This window comes from Pseudooceanicola sp. NS-SX8, assembly GCF_057380755.1.
This window is the reverse complement of sequence record NZ_CM170819.1, coordinates 802,645-822,949: the sequence shown is the minus strand read 5'-3', so window position 1 is coordinate 822,949 and position 20,305 is coordinate 802,645. Positions and strand designations below refer to the sequence as shown.

Here is a 20,305-nt window from a genome sequence, read left to right as displayed (position 1 = left end):
GGCGCCGCGGGCTCCCCTTCCCCGGCGCCGTCCTTTTACTTCCGAAAGGCCCTCCCGATGGAATTCATCTCCGACGTCCTCGGCTACTTCACCTCGGACTTCCTGTGGAAAGGTGCACTCCTCGCCGTTCGGATCACGCTCTCCGCGCTGGCCCTGGGCCTGCTGCTGGGCCTCGTGATCGCCCTGATCCGCCTGACCAACAACCGCCTTCTGCGCGCCGTCACCTGGACCTATGTCTGGCTGCTGCGCGGCACGCCGCAGCTGCTGCAACTGGTCTTCATCTTCGACGCCCTGCCCGCCATCGGGCTGAAATTCTCTCCCTTCGTCACCGCCGTCATCGCCTTCTCCCTGACCGAGGCCGCCTATTGCGCCGAAATCATCCGCGGCGGCATCCTGTCGGTGAACCGGGATCAGGCCATGGCCGCGACCTCGCTTGGCATGTCGCGCACCCAGACCCTGCGCCGTATCGTCCTGCCCCAGGCGCTGCGCTCGATCCTGCCGGCGCTGGCCGGCCAGTCGATCACCCTGTTGAAGATGACGGCCGTCGCTTCGGTCATCTTCGTCAACGAACTGACCTTCCGCTCGCAGCAGATCGTCGGCCAGACCTTTGAATTCTTCACCGTCTTCACCGCCGCCGGCCTCATCTACCTGCTGCTGACCTCGCTGATTTCCATCGGCCAGGCCTGGCTGGAATTCCGCCTCGATCCCGATCGCGACCGCTCGCTCACGCTCTGGCAGGCCCTGCGCGGCAAGCTGGGCCTCTCCGTCCGGCGCCGCGACGACACCGGCAAGACGCCCCTGCCCGCCGCCCCCGCCCGCCTGTCGGAGGCAGATCGCGCGGCGATCATGCGCAAGGTCCTGTCCAAGCACCATTCCCTCGACCCGCTGGACCCCGAAGGCCCCTTCGTCCAGGTCCGCCGCCTGTGGAAATCCTACGGCGACCGCGAGATCCTGAAGGGCATCTACATGGACGTCGCCCCGGGGGAGGTCGTGGCCGTCCTCGGCCCGTCCGGTTCGGGCAAATCCACCCTGCTGCGGCTGATCAACCACCTCGAAGACCTCGACGATGGGGAAATCAAGGTCGGCGGCCGCTACATCGGCTACGAGAAGGGACAGGGCAAACTGGTGCCGACCTCCAATGTCGCCCGCGCCCGGGCAGAGGTCGGCGTGTCGATGGTCTTCCAGAACTTCAACCTCTTCGCCAACCTCACGGTGCTGGAAAACATCATGGAAGCGCCGATGCAGGTGCATGGCGTCTCCGCCGCCGAGGCAGAGGAGATGGCCCGCGACCTGCTCGCCGTGGTGGGCCTGTCGACCCATGCCGACCACCTGCCGCACCGGCTTTCCGGCGGCCAGCAGCAGCGCGTGGGCATTGCCCGGGCCCTGGCCGTCCGGCCCCGCCTGATGCTCTTCGATGAGCCGACCTCCGCCCTCGATCCGGAGCTGGTGGGAGAGGTTCTTTCCGTGATGCGCACACTTGCGGATGCGGGCATGACCATGATCGTGGTAACCCACGAAATGAACTTCGCGAGAGAGGTCGCCGACCGCGTCGTCTTCTTCGACGAAGGCGAGATCGTGGAAGAGGGCCCCGCCCGCGAGGTCATCGACTCCCCCCGGAAGGCGCGCACCCGCGCCTTCCTCAAGCGCCTCGGCGGCGACGAGGTAGAAGAAGGCTGACAATGATCACCCCCGACCTGACCACCACCACCCTTGCCCAGCTGACCCCCGTGCTGGAATGCCTGCTGGCCCAGCCCCATGTGAACCGGCCCGGGCTCGCCCTTTCCGTGGCCTTCGCGCCCGGCGACGGCACGATCGACTATCTCTCCGATGTCACCATCGGCGATCTTTCGGCCAATCCCTATCCCAACGACCAGATCGCGCGGGCCAAGCGCGACCTCTCGCTGCGCACCCGCATGGCAGGCGACCGCGTGCCGCCGCACATGCTGCGCCCCGAGGACAGCGAATGGACCGGCTCCGCCTGGATCGACGGTATCGCCGTGGGCTGTGCCGGGCTGACCCCGGAGCAGGACGGCATGGTCGCCCACTGGGTCGCACAGGCGCTGGTGGCCGCCTCTGCCGCTGCCGCCACCGGCGACTGACCTGCCCCACACCAGATGCCCCGGGACCAAGGGCCCCGGGGCGCGCTGCCTCGCCACCACGCAGCGCCCGGAAAATTCCTGTTCGTTTTCTTTCCAATCGGAAAATTTTCGTGCCATACCGCGCAGGCGCCCGTTATAGTTGCCAGACCGCCGGCCCTGCCGGTACGGAACCGAAGGATGAATTCGCATGCCCGCGCCGGATCAAGACAGCAAGCCCCCCATCGGCCGCCGCCTGCGGACACTGCGCAAGGCGCGCAAGCTGACCCTCACCAGGATGGCAGAGATGACCTCCGTCTCCGCCTCCACCCTGTCGAAGATCGAGAACGCCCAGGTCTCCCCCTCCTTCGACATCATCAAGCGGATCTGTGACGGCCTCGACATCGCCATAGAGGACATGATGGGCGACGCCGAAACCGCAACGCCCCCGCCCCCCGCCATGAACGGCCGCAAGACGACCACCCTCATGGGCTCCGGCGCCCGCTTCGCCTCCGAACAATACGATTACACCGCCCATGCGACCGAGCTTTTCCGCAAGGGCATGGTGCCGCTGGAAATCGTCATCCGCGCCCGCTCGCCCGAGGAATTCGATCACTGGTCGAGCCACAACGGAGAGGAATTCGTCTTCGTCCTCTCCGGAGAGATAGAGATCCACACGGATCTCTACGCGCCCTTCCGGCTGAAACAGGGCGAAAGCGCCTATTTCGACAGTTCGATGGCACATATCTACCTCTCCACCAGCGAGGAAGACGCCCACGTGCTCTCCGTCTCCTACGACCCGCGCCCGCGGCAGGCGCCGATCTCGGCCTACATGCACTCCGCCGCGCGGCCCGTGGACGCGGATGAAACCCCCGCCGAACCGCGCCTGCTGCGCCAGCGCTGACGCCCCCTCCCCCGAGGGGCATCGCGGGGCAACCAGCAAAAGCAAAGGGCCGCCGGATCACCTCCGCGCGGCCCTTTTCACCTGCTCCTCCCGGTCCCCACCTCCGGGCCCATCAGGCCCCGCAGGGCTCAGACCAGGTTCTTCTTGTAGCACCCCGGGTTCATGTCCCGCGTGTCCATGCTGATCGACCCGATCTCGGGGAAGGCTTCGCGCAGCTGGCCCGTCAGCGTCTGCGCCAGCACCAGCTTCTGCGCCGTGCTGCGCCCTTCCAGCAGGTAAAGCGTGACATGGATGAAGCTCGTCCGGTCATCCCCCATCAGGATCGCCTCGGGCTGCACCGCGCGCACCTTGATGTTGTCGCGCGCGATGAACCCGCTGGCGCTGCCCGCCTCCAGCGCGATCGACATCATCTTCTGCACGTCCAGCGCGACCCCCTCCGCAGGGGTGTATTCCATGACGAAATGCGGCATCTCCGGCTCCTTCTGGCTTTCCTCCCGAAATCTGCCCCTTCCACGCCGCAGTCAAGCGCGCTGTCGAGGCCGCTTGCCGCCTTGCGACAGGATTGGTAAGAAAACCTGACCACAGCCCCCGGGGAGTTCCGCCATGCCCGTCATCACCTGCATCGATGACCTCAAGCGGCTGCACAAGCGCCGCACGCCCAAGATGTTCTACGACTACGCGGAAAGCGGCTCCTACACGGAACAGACCTTCCGCGAGAACACCACCGACTTCCAGAAGATCCGCCTGCGCCAGCGCGTGGCGGTCGACATGTCGAACCGCACCACCGCATCGGAAATGATCGGCCAGAAGGTCGCCATGCCCGTGGCCCTCGCCCCCGTCGGCCTCACCGGCATGCAAAGGGCGGATGGGGAGATCAAGGCCGCCCGCGCGGCAGAGAAGTTCGGCGTGCCCTTCACCCTTTCCACCATGTCCATCTGCTCGATCGAGGACGTGGCCGAACACACCACCAAACCCTTCTGGTTCCAGCTCTACACCATGAAGGACGAAGATTACCTGCGCCGGCTGATCCAGCGCGCCAAGGATGCGAACTGCTCCGCCCTGGTGATCACGCTCGACCTGCAGATCCTGGGCCAGCGCCACAAGGACCTGAAGAACGGCCTTTCCGCCCCGCCCAAGCTGACGCCGAAGGTCCTGGCCGACCTCGCCACCAAGTGGACCTGGGGGCTGGAGATGCTGGGCACCAAGCGCCGCAGCTTCGGCAATATCGTCGGCCATGCCTCCGGCGTGACCGACCCCAGCTCGCTCTTCTCCTGGACGGCGGAACAGTTCGACCCGAAACTCGACTGGTCCAAGATCGAGAAGATCAAGGAGCTCTGGGGCGGCAAGGTGATCCTCAAGGGGATCCTCGACCCCGAGGATGCGAAGATGGCGGCCAAGGTCGGCTGCGACGCGATCCTGGTGTCGAACCACGGCGGGCGACAGCTCGACGGGGCGATCTCCACCATCCGCGCGCTGGATCCGATCCTGCAGGCCGTGGGCGACCAGGTGGAGGTGCACCTGGATTCCGGCATCCGCTCCGGTCAGGACGTGCTGAAGGCCGTGTCCATGGGCGCCAAGGGCTGCTTCATCGGCCGCGCCTTCGTCTATGGCCTGGGCGCCATGGGCGAGGAAGGGGTGACGAAGGCCCTGGAGGTGCTGCAGAAGGAAATGGATATCTCCATGGCGCTCTGCGGCAAGCGCGACATCCTCGACATGTCCCGCGACGATCTGCAGATCCCCGAAGGTTTCTCCGGCAACTGGCAGGGCTGATCCGCCCGGCGCCGGTGAACGGCCGTCAGGCCCCGTCGCAAAAGACCCGTCGCAAGAAGAAGGACGCCGCCCTGCGGGGCGGCTCTCCCTGCGGGGCGGGGAAAGGGGGCTTTGCCCCCCGCCGCGCGTACCGCGCGTCTCCCCCCAGGATATTTGGAAGCCAAAAAATGGCAGGGCACCCGTAGGGTGGATGCAATCCACCATTACTACCACCACCATCCCAAGCCGCCGCCCCAACCACCGCGCGCCCCCTTAACCCGGGCCGCTCCGGCGTTTCCGCACCGCCGCAATACCGACGCAATACCGACGTTATACCGACATGCCGATTTGACCCCGAAACCCCTGTTAACCCTGGGTTTGCGAAACCGATTCGCTGCACTGCAATACCGACGTTCGAAACGATGCCGTAGGGCGGGGTTAACCCCGCCTTCCCCCGCCATCCCGCGCCCCTCCCCCGAGGCCCCACCGGTCAACCGCCGTCGGCGTCGCTCTGGGCATAGATCTCCAGCACATGCAGCGGGATCACTTCCAGGGCGCGGATATGGGTCGCTTCCAACCGCACCTGCGGCGCGCAGCCCTCGTCATGGGCCTGCAGGAACCGCGCGGCGCACAGGCACCAGCGGTCGCCCGGGCGCAGGCCCGGGAAGTTGAACTGCGGGATCGGCGTGGTCAGGTCATTGCCCACATACTTGGAATAGGCCAGGAACTCGGCCGTCATCACCGCGCATACGGTGTGGCTGCCCTGGTCCTGCTGGCAGGTGTTGCAATGTCCGTCGCGGAAGAACCCGGTCATCGGATGGGTGGAGCAAGGCTCCAACTCTCCGCCCAAGGCATTGATCGGCGGTTCCTTTTCCATGCGCAGGCCCTCCTGGCCAGTCCCGGCAGTTTCCCCCCGGCAATCCCCCGGCAGCCCTCCGGACCCAGCATAGCAGGGCCGTTGCGGTTTTTCGAGTGCCCCCTCGGATCCCGGCTCAGCGCGCCCTGATCCAGCGCCCGTGGAAGTCGATCCGCCCCAGGGCGCGGGTCTGTCCGGCGTGATCGCCCCCGGTCCAAGTGGTCAGGGTCAGCCCGGCGCCCGGACGTTCGCCGTCATCCTCCATCACCAGCCGCGCCAGCGGGGCCTGCGGGGTCGCCCTCGCGCCCGCCTCCTCCAGCGTTGCGATGCACGAAGCCCTTGTGGTGTCGGGGAAATATTGCCAGGCGATGGTGTGGTAGACCAGATGGACGCGCCCCAAGGCCGGGGCCGCCAGCCGGGCAGAGAGCCAGGCGGCGGCATCGCCCCGGTCGACCCGCGGCCTGGCCACCGCAAGGGCCCGGTCCAACCGGTGCAGCCTGTCTTCCTGATCCGCCCAGGTGTAGCTGCGCAGGCGCAGTTCATCCGCCGGATTGCCCGGGTCCAGCGGGTTCAGGTCCACCCCCCGCGCCTCTGCCACGGCAAAGCGGCCCTCGGGCGGCAGTGGCCCGTCCCAATCGGGCGACAGGGTCAGCACCGGCTCTGCGGCGCCATAGAGGTGCCCTTCGATATCAAGGGCATAGCGGTCAAATTGCAGGTTCAGCCCGGCCGAGGCGCCCAGCTCCGACAGCTGCAGCGGCAGGCCCGGGAACTGCTGCGCCAGCAGCTGTGCCGCCAGGATCAGGGCAGAGGCGCGGCGGATCTCGTTGGTCTGCGGGGCGCTTTCCAGCCAGTGCAGCAGGTGGTCGGACCGGCTGCGCAGAACCGGCGCCACGGCTTCCCACAGGGCCTCCTCCCCGCCGTGGCGCGGCGGATAGACGGCGGCCAGCGCCCGATCCGCCCGGTCATCCCTGCTCAGCGCCAGGGCATGCAGCCCGCCCGCAAGGCGCAGCGCCACCGCATCCGGGGCCAGCCGATCGGGATCCCACGCGGCGATCCTGCGGGCCACCTCCCCGCCGCGCAGCCGCGCCGCCAGCAGCCGCAGCAGGCGTGCGGTGAAGGGAGAACCGAGGTCGTCGCAAGCCTCGGCCTGTCTGAGGAAATGCGCCTGCCAGGGGGTGGCGCCGGCGGTCATCTGAACTTGTCCTTCAGCTTCTGCATCGGCGTTCGGGTGTCCTTGCGATCCGCCGCAGCTTTCAGCGCGGCGGCCTTCTGCGCCGCGGCCTTCTGGCTGCCCGGCTCTGCCCCCGCGGCGGATTTGTCCTTGTTTCTCGGTGGGTTGACCCGCAGACCGATGGCGTTCTGGAAACGGCCCGCATCCCCTGCCGCCAGGTCTGCCGCCCCGTCCGAACAGCCGCGCAGAACATCGTCCAGCCAGTCCTGCTCCGCCTTGGCGAAGTCCGACAGGACATAGCCCGCGACGCGATCCTTGTGGCCCGGGTGGCCCACGCCCATGCGCACGCGGCGGTACTCCGGCCCGATGTGCTGATGGATCGACCGCAACCCGTTGTGCCCGGCATGGCCGCCGCCCTGCTTCACCCGCACCTTGCCCGGGCCAAGGTCCAGCTCGTCATGGAAGACGGTCACATCCGCCGGCGTCAGCTTGTAGAAACGCATCGCCTCGCCCACCGACTGGCCCGACAGGTTCATGAAGGTCGCGGGCTTCAGCAGCAGCACCTTTTCACGGCCCAGCGTGCCCTCTGTCAGCTCGCCCTGGAACTTCGCCCGCCAGGGGGCGAAGCCGTGGTCCGCCGCGATGCGGTCCAGCGCCATGAAGCCGATGTTGTGCCGGTTGCCGGCATATTTCGCCCCGGGATTTCCGAGCCCGACGAATAGCTGCATCTGCTGCGCCTTTCCTGTCTGCCGGGGGATAGAACTAGAGCAAGCGCCGCGCAGCGTCCAGCGAGCGCGCGCGCCGAACCCTCCGGAACGGCAACGAAAAACCCCCGCCGGGCTGGGCCGCGGCGGGGGTTTCGGGATCTTGCGATCAGCCCGGGGGCGCAGGGATCACTCCTCTGCGGCGCCCTCTGCTTCTGCGCCTTCATCTTCGTCCTGTGCGGCCAGGCCGGACGGGGCGGTGATGTTGGCGATGACGAAGTCACGCTCGATGACCGGCTTCACGCCTTCGGGCAGGGCAACTTCGCTGATGGTGATGGTGTCACCGATCTGCTTGCCGGTCAGGTCGACGTAGATGTGCTCGGGGATGTCACCGGCGATGACCGACAGGTCGACGTCGGCACGCACCACGGTCAGAACACCGCCACGCTTCAGGCCGGGGGCCGCGTCGTGGTTCTGGAACTCGACGGGGATGTGCAGGTTCACGCGGGTCGTGCGACGCAGGCGCATGAAATCGACGTGGGTCGGCAGATCCTTGACGACGTCACGCTGAACGCCGCGGCAGATCACGCGCACGTCTTCCTGGCCTTCAACCTTCAGGTTGAAGAGGGTCGCCAGGAAGCGGCCTTTCCGCAGGCGGGTCAGCAGGTCGTTGAAGGGCAGTTGGATCGCCAGCGGCTCTGCATCGCCACCGTAAACCACACCCGGAACCATGCCAGCGCGACGCGCTGCGCGAGCGGCGCCCTTGCCCGTCCCCGCACGTTCCAGGGCCACGAGATCAGGAATTTCTCCAGCCATTTTGTATTCTCCTAATGGGGCGGGCATCCTCCAAGGCTGTATGCCCGCGTTCAAGTCCCGCGCGATTACACGGATTCCCCCGCAAAGGAAAGACAAATCGAGCAGCCCCCCGCGCCCAAGCCGGGCCAGACCCGATCCAGACCCGGTTCAGGCCCGATCCAGGCCCGCTCCGGCCCCGTCTCCGGGGGCCTTCGGCCCTTGACCCGGCCCCTACGCTGCCGTCATATCACGCCATCCGCAGCCAGCTGGCGCCGTCGCGTTCTGCCCGCCGTATCCTCCCCCCGTATACGAAAGACCGCGACATGACCTTCATCGCCATGAATCGTTTCAAAGTCCGCCCCGGCCACGAAGCCGCCTTCGAAGAGGTCTGGGCCACCCGCGAAAGCCGCCTGCAAGAGCTGCCGGGCTTCCTGGAATTCCGCCTGCTCAAGGGACCACTGGTGGAGGATTACCACCTCTACGCCTCCCACACCCTCTGGGCCAGCAAGGAGGATTTCATCCGCTGGACCGAGTCCGAGCAGTTCCGCGATGCCCACAACCAGCCCCGCAACACCACGACCCGGGAGGCACTGATGGGCCATCCCCAGGTGGAGACCTTCGAAACCGTGCTGCACGAAAGCGCCCTGGAAGAGGCCTGAGCCGTAGGGTGGATGAAATCCACCGTTCGGGCCACCTTCGTCCGAACGGTGGCCACACGGTGCTCCCGCTTATGGCTCCACTGGTGCTCCGTATTGGCGCCCCGATGGTGGATTGCATCCACCCTACAGCTGCCCTTCCGTCCTGATGTGGATCGCGGCGCCGCAATGCTTGCAATGCACCGCATCCGCATCATGCAGGACCAGCCCGCAGGTCTCGCACTCCTGCCGCACCTTCGAGGGGCGGAACAGCACCTGCAGCAACCGCAGGAACAGGGTCACGCCAAAGATCATCACCCCCACCGACAGCATCCGCCCCCAGGGGCCCGTCAGGGTGATGTCCCCGAACCCCGTGGTGGTCAGCGTGGTGACGGTGAAGTAGAGCGCATCGGCATAATTCCGGATCTCGGGGTTCACGCCATGCTGGCTGGCGTAGATCAGCCCGGTCATGATGAACAGGAAGACGGACAGGTTCACCGTGGCGACGATGATATCCTCGTTGCGCCGGAAGAAGGCAAAGTCCTGCCGCAGGCGCGACATGGTCTGATAGGCATGCAGCAGGCGCAGGGTGCGCAGGATCCGCAGGAAGCCCAGCCCCTCCCCTGCGATCGGCGCCAGGAAGGACAGCACCGCGGCCACGTCGGCCCAGGTCGCGGGCCGCAGCCACATCTGCAGCTTGCGCCGTTCCAGGGCGAAGCGGATCACGAAATCCGCAAGGATCACCACGCCGAAGATGGCATCGGTGATTTCCACGCCCCGGGTATGGGGAAAGAAGGACGTCGCAATCACGAAGAGGATCGTCACCAGGTCGAAGCCCAGCAGGGCGTATCGGAACCGGTGCGCAGCCACGCTGTGCCCCTCGTAAAGCTCCCGTAACCTCTTCATCTGCCGTCCATTCCGCCGTTCCGCCCAACCCTCGCACCCGGCCATTGCCGTGATCGCCCTATAGTGTGACGCGCGACCGGCAAAAGAAAAGGCCCCGTGATCCGGGGCCTTCGCTTTCGTCCTCGTGTCCGCCCGGAAGGAACACCCCCGGCGCACGGGTCACTCGACCTTGCGGCCCTCGCCCACGGCGCCGGTGTCGGACATGTCGAAGCCCAGGAAATCGGCCACCGTGAAGATGTCCTTGTCGCCACGGCCGGACAGGTTGATGACGATGATGTGGTCCTTGGGCAGATCGCCCGCGATCTTCATCACATGGGCCACCGCGTGGGAGCTTTCCAGCGCCGGGATGATCCCCTCGGTACGGCAGCACAGCTGGAACGCCTCCAGCGCCTCCTTGTCGGTGACGGGCACATACTTGGCCCGGCCGATGTCGTGCAGCCAGCTGTGCTCCGGCCCGATGCCCGGGTAATCCAGACCGGCAGAGATCGAGTAGCCTTCCAGGATCTGCCCGTCGTCGTCCTGCAGCAGGTAGGTGCGGTTGCCGTGCAGCACGCCGGGGCGACCGCCGGTGAGGGAGGCACAGTGCTCCATCCGGTCATCCACGCCCTTGCCGCCGGCCTCGACACCGATGATGTTGACCGACTTGTCGTCCAGGAACGGGTAGAACAGGCCCATGGCGTTGGAGCCACCGCCCACGGCGGCAACCACCGTATCGGGCAGGCGGCCCTTGCCTTCCTGCTCTTCCAGCTGCCAGCGGGTTTCCTTGCCGATGACGGACTGGAAATCGCGGACCATGGCCGGATAGGGGTGCGGCCCGGCGACGGTGCCGATGCAGTAGAAGGTGTCGTGCACGTTGGTCACCCAGTCGCGCAGCGCGTCGTTCATCGCGTCCTTCAGGGTGCCGCGGCCGGATTTCACCGGCACCACTTCCGCGCCCAGCAGGCGCATGCGGAAGACGTTGGGCGCCTGGCGCTTCACGTCATGGGCGCCCATGTAGACGATGCACTTCAGCCCGAACTTGGCGCAGACGGTGGCGGTGGCCACGCCGTGCTGGCCCGCGCCGGTCTCGGCGATGATCCGGGTCTTGCCCATGCGCCGCGCCAGCAGGATCTGGCCCAGCACGTTGTTGATCTTGTGCGCGCCGGTGTGGTTCAGCTCTTCCCGCTTGAGGTAGATCTTCGCCCCGCCCAGCTCTTCCGTCATCCGTTCCGCGAAATACAGCGGCGAGGGGCGGCCCACGTAATGGGTCCACAGGTCGCGCATCTCTGCCCAGAAATCGTCGTCGGTCTTGGCCTTCTCGTACTCGGCCTCCAGATCGAGGATCAGCGGCATCAGCGTTTCGGAAACGAAACGTCCGCCGTGCAGGCCGAAACGGCCCTTCTCGTCCGGGCCGGTCATGAAGCTGTTGATGAGATCGTCCATGGATGGCTCCTCCGGGCTCTTGCTCGGCTGCTGGTGTAGCCTGTGGGCGGGTTTCGGGCAAGGGATCGCCCACCCCTCGATGCCCTTCCCGCAATGGCTGCGGGCCTCAGGCGGAAACCCGGCCCGCGGCGATGGCAGCGGCGGCGAAGGCCGCGATCAGGTCGTGATCCTTCACGCCGCGCTCTGCCTCCACGCCGCTGCTGACGTCGATCTGGCGGGCACCCGTGCGCTGGATCGCCTCCGCCACGTTCGCGGGCGTCAGGCCACCGGCCAGCATCCAGGGCGCCTTCCAGCTGCGCCCGGCGATCAGGCGCCAGTCGAAGGGCAACCCGTTGCCCCCCGGCAGATCCGCCCCTTTCGGCGCCTTGGCGTCGATCAGCAGCTGGTCCGCGACCTCCTCGTAATCGGCGATGGCCGCAAGGTCGGCCTCTTCGGCAACGCCAAGCGCCTTCATCACCGGCAGGCCCGTCATCTCCCGCACCTGGGCGACCCGCGCCGGGCTCTCCTGGCCGTGCAGCTGGATCATGTCCAGCGGCACGCGGGCATTCACTGCCTCCAGCATCGCGTCATCGGGGTTCACCATCAGGGCAACCTTGGCCAGGCCCATAGGGGCCTCCACCGCCAGGGCGCGGGCCTCTTCGATCGACAGGTTGCGGGGGCTTTTCGGGAAGAACACGAACCCGCCGTAGACCGCACCGGCCTTCGCTGCGGCCTCCACGTCGCCGGGCGTCTTCAGCCCGCAGATCTTCACGCGGACGGCAGGGGCGCGGTTGGGCTGGACGAGAATGGGCATGGCGGAACCTTCAAATGCGAAAACCGCCGGGCCTTGGGCACCGGCGGCTTGTTCCTACACCCTGCGGGCAGGTCAGTCGAGAAGTGCCAGAACCTCGTCCTGGCCGTGCTTCTCGCCCTTCAGCTTCTTCACTTCACGCTTCAGCTTGTGCGCCTCGCGGGACTGGCGGCGCGCCTCGGCGCGGTGCTTGTGCTCCCGCATCCATTCCCACAGGAAGCCGATCAGCAGGCCCACGACGATGCCCGCGAAGATCACCGCGTAAAGCGGCAGCGTCACAGCGGCGTTGAAGGCAAAGATCTCCGCCAGCCCCTCGGGCAGCAGGTTCAGCTCGACCATCTGGCGATTGCCGAGCGCGACCGAGACCAGCACGATGGCGATCACGGCCCAGATGGCGTAGCGAACGTATTTCATTCCTCGCCGTCCTCATCCCCGTTCAGGCGATCCCGCAGCAGCTTGCCGGTCTTGAAGAAGGGCACGTGCTTTTCCTCGACGTCCACGGCATCGCCGGTGCGCGGGTTGCGACCCGTGCGGGCCTCGCGCTTCTTGACAGAGAAGGCACCGAAGCCGCGCAGCTCCACGCGGTTGCCGCCGGCCATGGCCTCCGTGATTTCTTCGAAGATCGTGTTCACGATCCGCTCCACGTCCCTCTGGTAAAGGTGCGGATTCTCATCTGCGATTTTCTGGATCAGCTCAGAACGGATCATACGGTTTCATCTCCCCGGGCACTGGTCATACCTGACACCATGTTCCGGGAATATAAGAGCTTTCCCGGCTCACGGGAACAACTTCCTCCGTCTGCCCGCCGTCGTTTTTGGGCAAAATCGGGCCCATGGCGGCCAATTGCTGCCGCGCAACCGGGCGTCCGTGGCGGCAGCCCCCTCAAATCCGGCGATGCCGCACTGCAGCCACGGAATTGATTCGCCGCCCGCCGCAGCCGCCAGATGCGAAAAGGGCCCCGCAATCTGCGGGGCCCTTTCCAAATTCCTGACTGATCAGAAAGATCAGTGCAGCGATCAGTCGTTGTCGCCCTTCAGAGCGGCGCCGAGGATGTCGCCCAGCGATGCGCCGGAGTCGGAGGAACCATACTGTTCGACGGCCTCTTTCTCTTCCGCGATCTCGCGTGCCTTGATCGACAGACCCAGGCGGCGGGACTTGCTGTCCACGTTGGTGACGCGGACGTCGACGTGGTCGCCGACGGAGAAACGCTCGGGGCGCTGCTCGGCACGGTCACGCGACAGGTCGGAGCGGCGGATGAAGGACTTCATGCCTTCGTATTCCACTTCGATGCCACCGTCTTCGATTGCGGTCACGTTCACGGTGATGATGGAGCCGCGCTTCACGCCGCCAACGGCTTCGGCGAACTTGTCGCCACCGACGTTCTTGATCGACAGGGAGATACGTTCCTTGTCGATGTCGACTTCCGAAACCACGGCCTGGACGATGTCGCCCTTGCGGTAGTTCTGGATGGCGTCTTCACCGCGCTCGTCCCACGACAGGTCGGACAGGTGAACCATGCCGTCGATGTCGCCCGGCAGGCCGACGAACAGACCGAACTCGGTGATGTTCTTGACTTCGCCTTCGACAACGGTGCCTTCCGGGTGGGTCTCGGAGAAGACTTCCCACGGGTTGCGCATGGTCTGCTTGAGGCCGAGGGAAACGCGACGCTTGGCCGGATCGATTTCCAGGACCATGACGTCCACTTCCTGAGAGGTGGAGACGATCTTGCCGGGGTGCACGTTCTTCTTGGTCCAGGACATCTCGGAGACGTGGACCAGACCTTCGACACCCGGCTCCAGCTCGACGAATGCACCGTAGTCGGTGATGTTCGTCACGCGGCCCTGGTGGACGGAGCCCAGCGGGAACTTGGCGGCGACCAGATCCCACGGATCTTCCTGCAGCTGCTTCATGCCGAGGGAGATACGGTGGGTTTCCTTGTTGATCTTGATGACCTGGACCTTCACGGTCTCGCCGATCGACAGGATCTCGGAGGGGTGGTTGACGCGGCGCCATGCCATGTCGGTGACGTGCAGCAGGCCGTCCACACCGCCCAGGTCGACGAATGCGCCGTACTCGGTGATGTTCTTGACCACACCCTCGACTGCCTGACCTTCTTGCAGGTTCGAGATGACCTCGGCACGCTGCTCGGCGCGGGACTCTTCGAGGATCGCACGACGCGACACAACGATGTTGCCACGGCGACGGTCCATCTTCAGGATCTGGAACGGCTGCTTCAGACCCATCAGCGGGCCGGCGTCACGCACGGGGCGCACGTCAACTTGGCTGCCGGGCAGGAACGCAACTGCGCCGCCCAGGTCGACGGTGAAGCCACCCTTGACGCGACCGAAGATCGCACCTTCGACGCGGGCGTCGTCGGCGTAGGCTTTTTCCAGGCGATCCCATGCTTCTTCGCGGCGGGCCATCTCGCGGGAGATGACGGCTTCGCCACGGGCGTTCTCGGCGGAACGGAGGTAGACTTCGACCTCGTCACCGACACCGATTTCGGGAGCTTCGCCAGGATTTGCGAATTCTTTCAGATCAACGCGGCCTTCCATCTTGTAGCCGACGTCGATGATGGCCTGGCCCGCTTCAATTGCGATGACCTTGCCTTTGACAACCGAACCCTCGTCCGGGGTGTCCATTTCGAAGCTTTCATTAAGGAGGGCTTCGAATTCCTCCATGGATGCGTTCTGAGCCATGTGGTCTCTGGTTTCCTAACGTATATCGCTATTCTGGCCGAGCGGTTGTCTCCGCCGGTCTTGGATGAAGTTGGTCACTTAGCCATCCGCAAAACAAAGAGGGCCCGGATTTCGTCCCGACCCCTGCTCGTCCTTGTTCGCGGCGTTTTCGCCTGTCGACGCGGGGGGAATTAGCCAAGCCGGGCCAGCAAATCAAGGGAAAAGAGTCTCTTGCGGCGTTCTTGCGCCGCTCTCACAGGGGGATCAGGCGTGTTTCACCGGCGGGGCCCCGCCGCCCGGGCGGGTGGCTGAGCCGGCTTCCGCCCAGGGTTGAATCCGGCACCTCCGGCAGGAACCAGCCTTCGGCTTCCCCCTCAGGCCCCGGACCCAACGCCGTCGTCCGGTAGCGCACGCTCGAAGAAAAGTGCCCGGTTTCGTGCCACGACCCAGACCGTCAGCAACAACAGAAGTCCGGTCTGGATCACCTTGCTGTCGGGATGCACCTGGAAGAGCTCGTTGAAACCGCCCGCGCTGAGATGAAACACCACAGCCACCCAGATGCTGCGACCCGACCGGTAATAAAGCCAGTTCATGAGCAGAACGAAGGGGATCAGGCTGGCGACGAAGTTGGCGGTGTAGATCCAGCCGCTTTCGGCCACATTGTTCTGGTAATAGCCCTGGATCAGCCCCAGCGGCGCATGCCACAGCGCCCAGTAGATGGCAAAGATCAGCGACCCGGTGATCAGCCGCATCCGCGCCCGCAACGCATCGGTGCCATAGCTGTGCCAGGCCAGTTCCTCGATCAGCGGTGCAAGCAGCAATGGCACCCAGCCCGACAGCAAACCTGCATGGAACGACGCGCCCTGTGCCAGCCGGAACTGCTCAGGTGAATAGCCGAAAAACAGCGATATCCCCATGGCTGCCAGAATGCTGGCCAGCATGATTGCCGCACCGAGCACAGCCAGCGACAGATCGCGACGATCGAACCGGGTCAGCCGCGCCGCCATGTCCGCACGCAGAACCCGGTCGCGCCGCACCAGGATCAGGGCCAGCAGGAAAGGGGCCAGCAAGCCCGACAGCTCCAGCCCCGTGATCACCAGTTGCAGGGTCATGCCCGGCGCCTCCGCCCGGCTCAGCTTCGCGGCCAGAAGCCAGCAAACCCAAGGTCCGGCGGTCGCTCCCGCGTAAAAGGTCCAGAACCGGTCGTAACGGCGGATCAGGCCGCCCGGAACGCGGGCCGAGGTGCCGTTTTGCGGCGTACGTATCATCGGATGGGAAAGAGCCATGACTGCCTCCGGACCAATTCGAACCGCCGGGATCAGAACCCGGTACGACCCGTGGCGGCACGCTGCGCCCACACTTTGCGGAAGGCAAGGCGAACCGCCTGACTGCGCCAAGGGGTCACGGGGCATCGCAGGCACTCCTGCACTTTCACCGCGATCAGGTCGGGCCTCCGCCCCTTTCCCGCCGCCCAATTATCCCGCCCGCGTCACACTCTCACCCGATTCTGCGGTGAATTTCGCCCCGACCGGCAAAGTCCGGATGGGCCCGCATGGGGCCAATGCCAGGCGAAACCGGCGCAGGGACGGGACAGACAGATGCGACACGACACTTCACGACAGTTTTCAACGGCGACGCCGCTGCCGCGTGCAGATGACTGGCTGATCTGCGATCTGGACGGCACGCTGATCCGCACCGACCTGCTGGATGAAAGCTTCTGGTCCGCCTGCGGCCACAGCGCCACCGCCCCGCTGAAGGCGCTGCGCGCCCTGGCCACAGAAGGGCGCCCGGGGCTGAAGACCTGCCTGGCCACCCTCGGCCGCCTCAACCCCGAAGCCCTGCCCTACAACGCCGAAGTGCTGAACCTGCTGACCGACTGGCGCGCCGCCGGCGGGCGCACCGCCCTGATCACCGCCGCGGATGACGGGCTGGCCCGTGACATCGCCGGGCACCTGGGGCTCTTTGACGACGTGCAGGGCTCGACCTCCGGGCGCAATCTCAAGGGCGAGGCCAAGGCGGACTACATCCTGGAACACTACGGCGCCGGCGTCACCTATGCCGGCGACAGCGACGCCGATCTGGCCGTCTGGTCCAGGGTCGAAGGCGCGGTCACCGTGGGCGCCCGCCCGCGCCTGCGCGCCCGGGCCGAAGACAGCACCGGCAACGTCGTCCACCTCGCCCCCCGGGGCGAGCTGCCGCCGGAACCGGGCCAGGGCCTGCCGCCGCTGCTGCGCGCGCTGCGTCCGCACCAGTGGCTGAAGAACCTGCTGGTCTTCCTGCCGATGCTGGCCGGGCACGATTTCTCTGCCGCGACCTTCGGGCTCAGCCTGCTGGCCATGGTGGCCTTCTCGCTCGTCGCCTCCTCGGTCTACGTCCTGAACGACCTGCTGGACCTCGCCTCGGACCGCGCCCACCCGCGCAAGCGCAACCGCCCCTTCGCCTCCGGCGCGCTCTCGCTGCGCACGGGGTTCTACCTCGCGCCGGGGCTGCTGCTCGGCGGGCTGGGCCTGGCCGCGCTGACCGGGCCGCTCTTCCTCGGCGCCGTCGCGCTCTACTTCGCGGCGACCCTGGCCTACTCCCTGCGCCTGAAACGCTTCCCCATCGTCGACATCTGCGCCCTGGCCGCGCTCTACGGCATGCGCGTCGTGGCCGGCGGGGCCGCCACCGGCATCCCGCTCTCGGCCTGGCTCATGGCCTTCATCCTGTTCTTCTTCTTCTCCCTCGCCGCCATCAAGCGCCAGGCGGAACTGATCGACACCGCCGCCGCGGGCAAGGACGCCGCCCCCGGGCGCGGCTACCGCACCACCGACCTGCCGCTGGTCTCCTCCATGGCGCTCGCCGCGGGCTACCTCTCGGTTCTCGTCATGGCGCTCTACGTCGACAGCACAACGGTGCAGTCGCTCTATGCCCATGCCGAACCGCTCTGGGGCATCTGCGCCGTCCTTCTCTTCTGGATCAGCCGGATCGCCTTGATCACCAGCCGCGGAGAGATGCATGATGACCCCGTCGTCTACGCCGCCCGGGATCGCACCAGCCTCGCCTGCTTCGCACTGATCCTCGGGCTCTTTGCCGCCGGGAGCTTCTGATCCAATGACGCGCCCCAAGCGCTCCGCGACCCTGGTCGCGCTCTATGCCGGCTTCGCCGTGCTGGCCACCCTGGCCAACCTCGCCGTGCAGCGCGCCGTGCTGGCGCTCGCCGGGGAAGGCGCCCTGGCCTTCGCTACTGCCGTCATCGCGGGCACCGGCGCGGGGCTGGTGCTGAAATACCTGCTCGACAAGCGCTGGATCTTCGACGACCGCGACACCGGCATCGCCGCCCATTCGCGGAAATTCGGGCTCTATACCGTCATGGGGCTGGCCACGACGGCGATCTTCTGGGGCATGGAAACCGCCGCCTGGGCCGCCTTCGGTACCGATGCCGCGCGAGAGGCGGGCGCGGTGCTGGGCCTCGCCATCGGCTATGTCGTGAAATACCAGCTCGACCGGCGCTACACCTTCTCCCCCGCGGGGGTCGCCGCCCTATGACCCGTCCGCTTTCGGGCTGGGGCCGTCACCCCCGGATCGCGCCCGCGCGCCTGTCGCGCCCCCGCGATGATGCCGCCATCACCGACGCCCTGGCCGAAGGCCCGCTGATCGCGCGCGGCAATGGCCGCAGCTACGGCGACGCGGCCCTGTCCACCGGGCACGTGATGGACATGACCGGGCGCAACCGCCTGATCTCCTTCGATCCCGACACCGGCGTCGTGGTGGCCGAAGCCGGCGTGCTCTTGGCCGACATCATCGACGCCTTCCTGCCGCGCGGCTTCTTCCCCGCCGTCACCCCCGGCACCCGGCTGATCACCCTCGGCGGCGCCATGGGCTCGGACGTGCACGGCAAGAACCACCTGCGCGACGGCAGTTTCTCCCGCCATGTCCTGTGGTTCGACCTCGCCACCGCCGACGGCCGCGTCCTGCGCTGCAGCGAGGCGGAGAACACCGACCTCTTCCGCCTGACCCCCGGCGCCATGGGGCTGACCGGGGTCATCCTGCGGCTGGCCCTGCGCCTGCGCCCCGTCGAAACCGCCTGGATCGCCCAGGACATGCGCCCCGCCCGCGACCTGGCGCAGGCGATGGAGATCTTCGAGGAAACCGCCGCCGACCCCAACGGGCCCGCCTACGCGGTGGCCTGGTTCGACTGCCTCGCACGTGGCGCCGACCTGGGCCGCTCGCTGGTCATCCTGGGCGATCACGCCACCCGGGATCAGCTTTCGCCCCGCCAGCGCCTTCGCCCCTTCGACACGCCGCCCAAACGGCGCCTCTCGGTGCCCTTCGACTTCCCGGCCATGGCGCTGAACAAGCTGACCCTGCGCGCCTTCAACGCCGCCTACTACCGCGCGGGCCGGGCCAAGGCCGGGCCGTCGCTGGTGGACTGGGACAGCTACTTCTACCCGCTCGACGCCATCGCAAACTGGAACCGCATCTACGGCCGTCCGGGCTTTGCCCAGTTTCAATGCGTCATCCCGCTGGCCAATGCCCGCCCCGGCCTCGCCGCCCTGCTGGACGAGATCGCGACGGCCGGACAGGGCTCCTTCCTCGCCGTGCTCAAGCGGCTCGGCCCCGACACCACGGCGCATTCCTTCCCGATGGAGGGCTACACGCTCGCCCTCGACTTCCCCGTCACACCCGCGGCGCTGGCCCTGCTCGACCGGCTCGACGCGATCACCCTTGCCCATGGCGGGCGCTTCTACCTGGCCAAGGACTCCCGGCTGAAGGCGGAAACCCTGCACCAGGCCGACCCGCGCCTTGCGGCGCTGGCCCGAACCCGGCAACAAGAGGGCTGGGACGGGCACTACGCCTCCGCCCTGTCCGCCCGCCTGAAGCTCTGACCGCCTACCGGAGATCCCCATGAAAGACCCAGTCCTGATCCTTGGCGGCAGCTCCGACATCGGCCTGGCCATCGCCCATGCCTTCGCCGCCGACGGCCACCCGATCCAGCTGGCCGCGCGCAATGCCGAACGGCTCGAACCTGCGGGCACCGACCTATCGCTGCGCCACCGGGTCGAAGTCAGCCTGCATGACTTCGACGCCCTCGACACCGCCAGCCACGGCGATTTCGTCACCTCCCTCGAACCCGCGCCGGGCATCGTCGTCTGCGCCGTGGGCCTGCTGGGCGACCAGATGGAGGACGAACAGAACCTGCCCGAGGCGATCCGTGTCATGCGCTCGAACTACGAAGGCCCCGCCTCGGTCCTCGGCCATTTCGCCAATCGCATGGCGGCAGAGGGCGAAGGCGTGATCGTCGGCATCTCCTCCGTCGCGGGAGATCGCGGACGCGGGTCGAACTACATCTACGGCTCCGCCAAGGCGGGGTTCACCGCCTATCTTTCCGGCCTGCGCAACCGGCTGACGCCCGCGGGCGTGCAGGTGCTGACCGTGAAACCCGGCTTCGTCGCCACCGCCATGACCGAAGGCCTGGACCTGCCGCCTGCGCTCACCGCGCGGCCCGACGAGGTGGGCCGGGCCGTGCTGCGCGCCGTCCGCCGGGGCCGCTCGGTCATCTACACCCGCCCGGTCTGGCGCCTGATCATGACCATCATCCGCGCCATCCCCGAACCGATCTTCCGCAAACTCTCCCTCTGAG

General features: G+C 66.8%; 21 protein-coding genes. 9 read left to right on the top strand and 12 right to left on the bottom strand.

The annotated features are described in order from the left end of the window. The first annotated feature begins 57 nt into the window (after positions 1-57). The 3 genes from AC2IR1_RS03805 to AC2IR1_RS03795 all read left to right on the top strand — a co-directional run bounded on the left by AC2IR1_RS03805 (position 58) and on the right by AC2IR1_RS03795 (position 2,979). Positions 58-1,677: an amino acid ABC transporter permease/ATP-binding protein gene (locus AC2IR1_RS03805; RefSeq protein ID WP_486474953.1), complete on the top strand. Its 1,620-nt coding sequence runs from the start codon at positions 58-60 to the stop codon at positions 1,675-1,677. A gap of 2 nt (positions 1,678-1,679) precedes the next feature. Further along, the gene (locus AC2IR1_RS03800) at positions 1,680-2,099 is read left to right on the top strand and encodes a hypothetical protein (protein WP_486474952.1); all 420 of its coding nucleotides are present in this window, start codon (positions 1,680-1,682) and stop codon (positions 2,097-2,099) included. A 187-nt stretch (positions 2,100-2,286) separates the two neighbouring features. Then, positions 2,287-2,979 (top strand): helix-turn-helix domain-containing protein, encoded by a 693-nt coding sequence (locus tag AC2IR1_RS03795; protein ID WP_486474951.1) that lies wholly within the window; start codon positions 2,287-2,289, stop codon positions 2,977-2,979. A 128-nt stretch (positions 2,980-3,107) separates the two neighbouring features. Here AC2IR1_RS03795 and AC2IR1_RS03790 read toward each other — a convergent pair whose 3' ends face one another. Beyond that, entirely contained in the window at positions 3,108-3,449 is a 342-nt protein-coding gene (locus AC2IR1_RS03790; protein ID WP_486474950.1) for a 5-carboxymethyl-2-hydroxymuconate Delta-isomerase, read from the bottom strand. Between the two features lie 133 nt (positions 3,450-3,582). Here AC2IR1_RS03790 and AC2IR1_RS03785 point away from each other — a divergent pair, with 133 nt between their 5' ends. Next, positions 3,583-4,749: an alpha-hydroxy acid oxidase gene (locus AC2IR1_RS03785; protein WP_486474949.1), complete on the top strand. Its 1,167-nt coding sequence runs from the start codon at positions 3,583-3,585 to the stop codon at positions 4,747-4,749. Positions 4,750-5,218: 469 nt separating this feature from the next. Here AC2IR1_RS03785 and AC2IR1_RS03780 read toward each other — a convergent pair whose 3' ends face one another. The 4 genes from AC2IR1_RS03780 to AC2IR1_RS03765 form a co-directional block, all read right to left on the bottom strand. Then, positions 5,219-5,605, bottom strand: a complete 387-nt coding sequence (locus AC2IR1_RS03780; protein ID WP_486474948.1) for a DUF2237 family protein — start codon at positions 5,603-5,605, stop codon at positions 5,219-5,221. A gap of 115 nt (positions 5,606-5,720) precedes the next feature. Continuing rightward, the gene (locus tag AC2IR1_RS03775) at positions 5,721-6,776 is read right to left on the bottom strand and encodes a DUF2332 domain-containing protein (RefSeq protein WP_486474947.1); all 1,056 of its coding nucleotides are present in this window, start codon (positions 6,774-6,776) and stop codon (positions 5,721-5,723) included. After that, positions 6,773-7,483 carry an aminoacyl-tRNA hydrolase gene (gene pth, locus AC2IR1_RS03770; RefSeq protein WP_486474946.1) on the bottom strand — a complete coding sequence of 237 codons (711 nt, stop codon included), beginning with the start codon at positions 7,481-7,483 and terminating at the stop codon, positions 6,773-6,775. The genes AC2IR1_RS03775 and pth overlap by 4 nt, the downstream gene beginning before the upstream one ends. Before the next feature lie 165 nt (positions 7,484-7,648). Continuing rightward, on the bottom strand, positions 7,649-8,275 hold the full coding sequence (locus AC2IR1_RS03765) for a 50S ribosomal protein L25/general stress protein Ctc (protein ID WP_486474945.1): 627 nt from the start codon (positions 8,273-8,275) through the stop codon (positions 7,649-7,651). 302 nt (positions 8,276-8,577) lie between these two features. Between AC2IR1_RS03765 and hmuQ the strand changes: the two genes are divergently transcribed. Next, entirely contained in the window at positions 8,578-8,913 is a 336-nt protein-coding gene (gene hmuQ, locus AC2IR1_RS03760) for a heme-degrading protein HmuQ (protein WP_486474944.1), read from the top strand. Between the two features lie 123 nt (positions 8,914-9,036). On the opposite strand, the gene AC2IR1_RS03755 is transcribed toward hmuQ, so the two are convergent. From AC2IR1_RS03755 to AC2IR1_RS03725, 7 genes are all read right to left on the bottom strand, one after another. After that, positions 9,037-9,795 carry a potassium channel family protein gene (locus AC2IR1_RS03755; RefSeq protein WP_486474943.1) on the bottom strand — a complete coding sequence of 253 codons (759 nt, stop codon included), beginning with the start codon at positions 9,793-9,795 and terminating at the stop codon, positions 9,037-9,039. Positions 9,796-9,954: 159 nt separating this feature from the next. Further along, positions 9,955-11,217 (bottom strand): tryptophan synthase subunit beta, encoded by a 1,263-nt coding sequence (trpB, locus tag AC2IR1_RS03750; protein ID WP_486474942.1) that lies wholly within the window; start codon positions 11,215-11,217, stop codon positions 9,955-9,957. A gap of 106 nt (positions 11,218-11,323) precedes the next feature. Continuing rightward, positions 11,324-12,010, bottom strand: coding sequence for a phosphoribosylanthranilate isomerase (locus tag AC2IR1_RS03745; RefSeq protein WP_486474941.1), 687 nt, complete (start codon positions 12,008-12,010; stop codon positions 11,324-11,326). A 72-nt stretch (positions 12,011-12,082) separates the two neighbouring features. Next, the gene (locus AC2IR1_RS03740) at positions 12,083-12,421 is read right to left on the bottom strand and encodes a LapA family protein (RefSeq protein ID WP_486474940.1); all 339 of its coding nucleotides are present in this window, start codon (positions 12,419-12,421) and stop codon (positions 12,083-12,085) included. Then, positions 12,418-12,714, bottom strand: coding sequence for an integration host factor subunit beta (gene ihfB / locus AC2IR1_RS03735; RefSeq protein WP_486474939.1), 297 nt, complete (start codon positions 12,712-12,714; stop codon positions 12,418-12,420). The genes AC2IR1_RS03740 and ihfB overlap by 4 nt, the downstream gene beginning before the upstream one ends. 309 nt (positions 12,715-13,023) lie before the next feature. Next, on the bottom strand, positions 13,024-14,706 hold the full coding sequence (gene rpsA, locus AC2IR1_RS03730) for a 30S ribosomal protein S1 (RefSeq protein WP_486474938.1): 1,683 nt from the start codon (positions 14,704-14,706) through the stop codon (positions 13,024-13,026). 353 nt (positions 14,707-15,059) lie between these two features. Then, entirely contained in the window at positions 15,060-15,971 is a 912-nt protein-coding gene (locus AC2IR1_RS03725; protein ID WP_486474937.1) for a CPBP family intramembrane glutamic endopeptidase, read from the bottom strand. A 312-nt stretch (positions 15,972-16,283) separates the two neighbouring features. Between AC2IR1_RS03725 and AC2IR1_RS03720 the strand changes: the two genes are divergently transcribed. From AC2IR1_RS03720 to AC2IR1_RS03705, 4 genes are read left to right on the top strand one after another with little or no spacing between them, the layout of a single operon-like run. After that, a complete protein-coding gene (locus AC2IR1_RS03720; RefSeq protein ID WP_486474936.1) occupies positions 16,284-17,771 on the top strand; it encodes a UbiA family prenyltransferase in 1,488 nt (495 codons plus the stop codon). 4 nt (positions 17,772-17,775) lie between these two features. Beyond that, positions 17,776-18,210 (top strand): GtrA family protein, encoded by a 435-nt coding sequence (locus AC2IR1_RS03715; protein WP_486474935.1) that lies wholly within the window; start codon positions 17,776-17,778, stop codon positions 18,208-18,210. Beyond that, entirely contained in the window at positions 18,207-19,550 is a 1,344-nt protein-coding gene (locus AC2IR1_RS03710) for an FAD-binding protein (protein ID WP_486474934.1), read from the top strand. The genes AC2IR1_RS03715 and AC2IR1_RS03710 overlap by 4 nt, the downstream gene beginning before the upstream one ends. Before the next feature lie 19 nt (positions 19,551-19,569). Then, positions 19,570-20,304: an SDR family oxidoreductase gene (locus AC2IR1_RS03705; RefSeq protein ID WP_486474933.1), complete on the top strand. Its 735-nt coding sequence runs from the start codon at positions 19,570-19,572 to the stop codon at positions 20,302-20,304. Position 20,305 lies beyond the last annotated feature (1 nt).